This window comes from Vibrio sp. (genome assembly GCF_047973365.1).
Taxonomy (GTDB): domain Bacteria; phylum Pseudomonadota; class Gammaproteobacteria; order Enterobacterales; family Vibrionaceae; genus Vibrio.
This window is the reverse complement of record NZ_JBKEBW010000096.1, coordinates 20711-27075: the sequence shown is the minus strand read 5'-3', so window position 1 is coordinate 27075 and position 6365 is coordinate 20711. Positions and strand designations below refer to the sequence as shown.

General features: G+C 42.2%; 4 protein-coding genes. All 4 read right to left on the bottom strand.

Features of this window, described 5'->3' with window-relative positions:
• Positions 1 to 361: 361 nt before the first annotated feature.
• Positions 362 to 1150: a DNA-binding transcriptional regulator KdgR gene (gene kdgR / locus ACK5MF_RS12890; RefSeq protein ID WP_416922840.1), complete on the bottom strand. Its 789-nt coding sequence runs from the start codon at positions 1148 to 1150 to the stop codon at positions 362 to 364.
• 324 nt (positions 1151 to 1474) lie between these two features.
• Positions 1475 to 3445 carry a methyl-accepting chemotaxis protein gene (locus ACK5MF_RS12885; RefSeq protein ID WP_416922838.1) on the bottom strand — a complete coding sequence of 657 codons (1971 nt, stop codon included), beginning with the start codon at positions 3443 to 3445 and terminating at the stop codon, positions 1475 to 1477.
• 62 nt (positions 3446 to 3507) lie between these two features.
• The gene (locus ACK5MF_RS12880) at positions 3508 to 5205 is read right to left on the bottom strand and encodes a dipeptide ABC transporter ATP-binding protein (RefSeq protein WP_416922836.1); all 1698 of its coding nucleotides are present in this window, start codon (positions 5203 to 5205) and stop codon (positions 3508 to 3510) included.
• Entirely contained in the window at positions 5205 to 6365 is a 1161-nt protein-coding gene (locus ACK5MF_RS12875; RefSeq protein ID WP_416922834.1) for an ABC transporter permease, read from the bottom strand. Before ACK5MF_RS12875 ends, ACK5MF_RS12880 begins: the two co-directional genes overlap by 1 nt.

Below are 6365 nucleotides of genomic sequence, written 5' to 3'. Positions count from 1 at the left end.
GAATAACCAGAGGTACCTTTTCAACAAATTGCCAAAGAAACAATATGATGATTGAAGGCTCATAACCACCTAGTTCCAATCAGGTTATACCAAGGGCTCATTGAAGCCGCGACGAATGATATGAAAGCTAGGTTCGGATATTCATCAAGGCGGGTAATCTGATACCCAAAGCCGAATATATGGGAGCAATTGAGTATCAGAAATTATCATGATTGTCTCTTGCAATAAGAGAGGGTCCATATATGGTATAAGAGGATAATGCCATTCTGGAGAAATTTAATGGTCAATTTTCAACCAAACAAAAGCAAAAAAGCCGCACATAGATAAACTACATACGGCTTTTCATTGAAATGTCTACCAATTAGTCTGCGTACGGATACTCTGTACAGCCTAATTTTTGTGAAATACGACGAGCAGCCGCATGAAGTTCACAAATATATTCTGCTTTCTTCTCTTCGGTAAAGCGAATGGTTGGAAGAGAAATACTTAGACCCGCAATCACTTGGTTAAAGCGATCATAAACCGGTACAGCAATACATCTTAAACCAATTTCTTGCTCTTCAACGTCTTCGGCAAAACCTTGCTCTTTCACTAGCGCCAATTCAACCAATAACGAATCCACATCTTTATGGGTACGTTCAGTTGTTTGAACAAACTCGACTTCAGAAAGGATATCTCGAACTTCTTGTTCAGGGCGCACGCAAAGCAATACTTTACCAATTGCTGTTGAGTAAAGAGGATTGCGACGTCCTATACGCGATTGCATACGCAAGTTGTATTTGGAATCTAACTTATGCACGTAGATGATACTATCACCGTCCAGAGCACCTAAGTGAAGAGCTTCCATAGAGAGATCAGAGATACGGCGCATTTCACCATTCGCTAATTCCACCAAATCAACGTATTCCAAAGCTGCCGAGCCTAATTCAAACAACTTTAGAGTTAGCGAATAGTTCTCTGTCTCTCCTTCCTGAGAGACATAACCAAGAGATTTCATCGTCTGTAGAAAACGATAAACCGTACTTTTCGACATCATCAATCTTTGAGCTAACTCACTGATGCCAATATCTTTCTGCGTCGCAAGCGCCTGTAAAATACCGAATGTTTTTAATACGGATGATACCGATTCGGGTTGCTTGTCAGCTGTCATCTTGTCTTACCTATTTTTAATATTCATTTTTATCGACATACTCTATATCGCCCAATAGACAGTTGGCATGAGCTCGATTTAACCAGAATGCTGCACAGGGCAGCGTTCAAAAAAACTAAAACATGTTTCCATACGATTAAACGTCCGCCAGTTAATTTAAAATAATGCGCTTAAAAAAAATAGGCTTCAGTTATCTTTTTTAGTAATTAATCGTCAAATTTATCAGTTTTAGTCAGTTTTAGTCAGTTTTATCGCCTTTCCCACAAAAAAAGGCTCATAGTCAAACAATTACATATCAATTCATAAACATTATCTTCATCACAATTAGATCACAAAATCACTGACAAGAATTCGTTGTTTAGACGACACTTGCTTTATCTCCAATACACTGTCAGACAGAGCTTCAACACGGCTACTGTTGCTTTGGGCACTGATTTTGATTGCTGCCAATTTCTCAACCATAATTTGACTTGTCGTCAATTGTTGCGCCGTTGCCACGGATATTGCGTGAGACATTTCAGCCGCAGTATCAATACACAACTTCACCTCTTTCACTGCATCATAAGAGATCTGCGAACTGTGTGTCGCTTCTACCATGCTAGCTTTACACTGTTGTATCAGTTTTACGGATTCTGAAACAGAATGTTGCAGTGACTGAATATTTCCAAGAATGCCATTGGTCGATTGCGTAGTATTCGTTGCAAGCTGGCAGACTTCATCAGCGACAACCGCGAATCCTTGCCCATGTTGACCTGCTCTCGCCGCTTCAATGGCTGCATTAAGAGCCAGCAAATTGGTTCGAGCCGCAATCTCTTCGATCATTGTAAGCGCAGACTCAATGTGTTTAGCATCGTTAACCAGATGTTCAATCGTCGAAACAGTTTGCTCTAGCAACACGGATGTAGAACTGATGCATTTATCATTGAGTTTGATATGTTCATAACCCTTTTGTGACTCTTCAACCGCTAACGACATTTTATCATTCGTTGCTTTTGCTTGCTGAGCGACATGATTGATAACACCTTCCATTTCTTCCGTTAACAGAGCAACTTCATCAGTAAGTTCAACCTGGTTTTTGACGGCTTGCTCAGTTTGACGAACATGGACACTATTATGTTCAACGACGTCATTCAGAGCATTGGAAGACTGCTGCAACTGTCCTAGCAAGCCGCACTGCAGTTCTCGAACGGATTCGACATTCTTTGCCAGCCAAGCCAATTCTTTGCTTTCGCTATAAATGGTTTGCAGTGTCAGGTCTCTATTTGCCATTGCATTTAGCACCTCACTCAGTGCTTTTAAACCAGCCTGAATATGCCTAGATGTTGTGATCACCACACTAAGGGATAGAAATCCAACCGCGATGATGAAAACAACTAAGCGTAACATGTATTGATTCTGTTGGTCTTTTACTTGCAAGACCTTATTTTGTGCTTCAGTGATGAGGACATCCTTAAACGCATCTAAAACATTAATCTGCTCTCTTACCGAATGAGACATATTCTCTGTCATCATTCTCTCTTTCTCAAAAAGCCTAATTATCTGCAAATGATTGTCTGTCACACCTTTATTGTTAGTAATATGAGCTAACAATGAATTTACCAATGCAAAGCCACTGTGCGATAAGTTATCTGTCCGTGACGATAGTTCATTGATAATGTTGCCAATCTCTAAACTAAGCTCTTTATTATTAGCCAACAGAGTATTAACGACCTCGAGGTTGGTTGAATCTAATACTTTATCTGTGTTAGCGATCAATGAATCAAGCAGGTCACTCAAGTTTTCCACTGTCTTTGAATTGTTGAGAGCTCTGTCAGTTGCGTTCAGCGTATAAATGAAACGTCTAACCTGAGACGAAATCAATTTGTACTGCTGAATTTGTCTGGCCTGTACAGAGCGAAGTTCATCATGCAGTTCCATCATGCTCATCAGGTTTTTAAAATCTTGTTCAAAACTATCTGGAATAACCCAATGCAAATGCAATTCACTGTGCTCTTTGTCAATTCCTACAACTTCTGTTTTCGAAAACTGCACATGGGTCAAAACGTGTCCACTGACTTCTCTCCACGTTTCGCTCGTGAAATGAGCGATATTCCCTTCTAACTCGACCAATTCAGTTTCCACAACCGACAATCGGGATAGTTCATCCATCGAAAATTTGCCGATGTAATCTAATTGTTCAGTGAGTTTCTGACTTTGCCAAAAACCAGTCCCACCAATCAATGCGATAACCGCCAGCAACAAGCTAGTAACAAAATAAAAGCGACTCACGATAGACATTTTGTGCCAAATATTCATGCAAACCTCTAGCGAAACAAGCCTTCTCAATATCGCTAACGTGAAGGCTTCCATTAATAGAATTAAACTAACTCTGTTGATATTTTCAGAGCCAATTCAGCGATAGGAACAGCCGCAATGAGCTGCTGTGTATACGCTTGTTGCGGGTGATAAATCACTTGATCAACCGAACCTTGCTCAACTATTTTTCCGTGTTGCAGTACCAATACCCGGTCGCAGAAATACTTGACTGTGGCAATATCATGGGTAATTAAGATGAATGCCGTGCCATAAGCATTCTGGAATTCAATGAGCAAATCCAGCACTTGTGAGCGTAATGACACATCAAGCGCAGCGGTCGCTTCATCGGCAATCACAACCTTGGGAATTGTCACCAATGCGCGAGCAATAACGATCCTTTGCCTCTGTCCGCCAGAGAAAGCGTGGGGATAGCGACTTGAAAACTGAGGCGGTAGTCCCACCCATTTCATGATATTGCGTACTCGCTCTTCTCGTTGCGCTTTGTTCATGTCAGTGCGTAATTTGAGAAGCGGTTCTGCAATGATATCGAACACAGTCATCCGTGGGTTTAACGATGACCAAGGGTCTTGGAAAATAAGCCGAAGATCGGCAAACAGTGGGTCACGTACAGCGCGTTTATAATTAGACAATTCAATTTCAACATCACCCTCCTCATCAACATATTGAATCGTGCCAGATGTCGCTGGTGACATACCCAATATTGCTCGTCCCAATGTACTCTTACCCGATCCCGATTCCCCCACAATACCCAATGACTCTCCCGGATACAGTTTGAGACAAGCATTGTCGACTGCGGTCATGGTGCTTTTTTTCTTAAACATTTTTGCAGGGTTATGGAAAACTTTGCTCACTCCGTTCAAATCTAAAATTGGCCTAATTTCCCGCCTTTGTTGCAGACCATACGGCACCTTAACTTTTGATGGTTTTTCTAACGACTTTGTCGCTTCCATCAGCTTTTGAGTATAAGGATGCTCAGGACATTCAAACACTTGGCGAACACTACCGCACTCAACCAATTGACCTTTTTCCATCACCACTACTCGGTCGGAAATCTGCACGACAACACCTAAATCATGAGTAATGAACAGTATCGCCATACCAAGCTCAGCTTGGAGTTTTTTAAACAGCAACAGAATTTCAGCTTGCGTCGTCACGTCCAGTGCAGTTGTTGGCTCATCGGCAATTAATATGTCTGGGCGTGAGGCAATGGCCATAGCGATAACCACACGTTGTCGTTGTCCACCCGACAATTCAAACGAATATTTGTTGATTAGCTTTTCCGGCTCTGGCATCAGAACTTGCTGAAGAAGCGCTATCGCTCGTATGTGGGCTTGTTGTTTAGAAATGTTTGGTTCCACTAAGCACAATACTTCTTCAATTTGGTCACCTACAGTATGAACAGGGCTCAACGCTGCCATGGGTTCTTGAGACACCAATGAGAAATTGAAACAACGTAGAGTACGCATACATTTGCTTCGAGGATCCATTTGCGCGATGTCGATAACATCGCCAGTTTCGGTGGTATAAAGAATTTCACCAGAATCAATATGACCCGGTTTGTCCAATAGTTGCATGATTGCAGATGAAGTAACCGACTTACCTGAACCCGACTCGCCAATAACCGACAAGGTTTCACCACGATAAAGATCAAACGAGACACCCTTAACTGCATGGAAATTCTCCATACTGGTTGGGAAACTCACGTTAAGATTTCTTATTTGTAGAATTTTTTCGCTCATTATTTTATACCTTGATCATGGTATGGGTCACAGGCATCGCGTAGACCATCGCCAACGAAATTCATCGCCAGAATAACGATGATGACTGCCACAGCAGGAATAAGTAGCCACGTAGCTTCGGCCAACGCTCGAATGTTTTGTGCTTCTTGAAGTAGAACACCCCAGCTCACCATCGGCGCTTGCAAGCCCAATCCAAGGAAACTCAATGCGGTTTCACCAAGGATCATCATAGGAATCGCCAGAGTCACTACCGCAATAATGTGGCTCATGAAGTTTGGTACCATATAGCAACGAATAATTTCAAACGGGCTATTACCATCCAACCAAGCTGCAGCAACATACTCTTCGCCACGCAGAGACATAAAGCGGCTTCGCACCACCCGCGCCATGTCTGGCCAAGAAACGAGTCCCAAAATGATAGTGATTAGGAAATATTTAGTCAGAGCGCTCCATTCCGCAGGCAAAGATGCAGACAGCGCCATCCACAACGGCAGCGTCGGAATAGATTTAATGAACTCAATAGTTCGTTGGATAACGTTATCTATCGTTCCACCAAAGTAACCCGATACGCCACCAATCAAAATGCCCAATATAAAAGTGGTAAATACACCCATCAAACCGACAGACAACGAAATACGTGCACCATAGATTAAACGTGACAACATATCTCGCCCCATACGGTCAGATCCTAGGATAAAGAAAGGCTGCTTTGGGTCATGAGGGACAATAAACTTGTGGCTCATTGGAATAAAACCCATTAGCTCATACGACTCAGTTTTAGCAAAGAATGAGAAATAGACTTTGCTGTTTGGGTCTAACTCGTAATGTCTTTTTAAGGTGCGTTGATCGGTTTTGCTTTGGAAAAATTCTAAGTGTGGTGCCCAACGCCAACCGGTGGTCGTGTTGTCAAATAAGCTAACAGACTGCGGCGGTGCATAGGTATAGCGGCGCCAGTTTTCACTTGGATCAAATGGCGCAAAAAACTCAGCGAATATTGCGATGACATAAACAATTAGCAGAAATTTCAAACTGTACCAAGCCAATTTATGTTGGCGCATTTTAAAACCGATCAATTGCCATTGCGTTGCGGTAGTTAAATCAAGCGTTGTCTTGCGACGTTTAAACTGATGCCCAAGATTTCGAATAACAAACGTAGTCAT

Excerpts from the sequence above, each read along its gene's own strand:
- kdgR (WP_416922840.1), bottom strand. The coding sequence starts at position 1,150 with ATGACAGCTGACAAGCAACCCGAATCGGTATCATCCGTATTAAAAACA.
- ACK5MF_RS12885 (WP_416922838.1), bottom strand. The coding sequence starts at position 3,445 with ATGAATATTTGGCACAAAATGTCTATCGTGAGTCGCTTTTATTTTGTT.
- ACK5MF_RS12880 (WP_416922836.1), bottom strand. The coding sequence starts at position 5,205 with ATGAGCGAAAAAATTCTACAAATAAGAAATCTTAACGTGAGTTTCCCA.
- ACK5MF_RS12875 (WP_416922834.1), bottom strand. The coding sequence starts at position 6,365 with ATGACTACGTTTGTTATTCGAAATCTTGGGCATCAGTTTAAACGTCGC.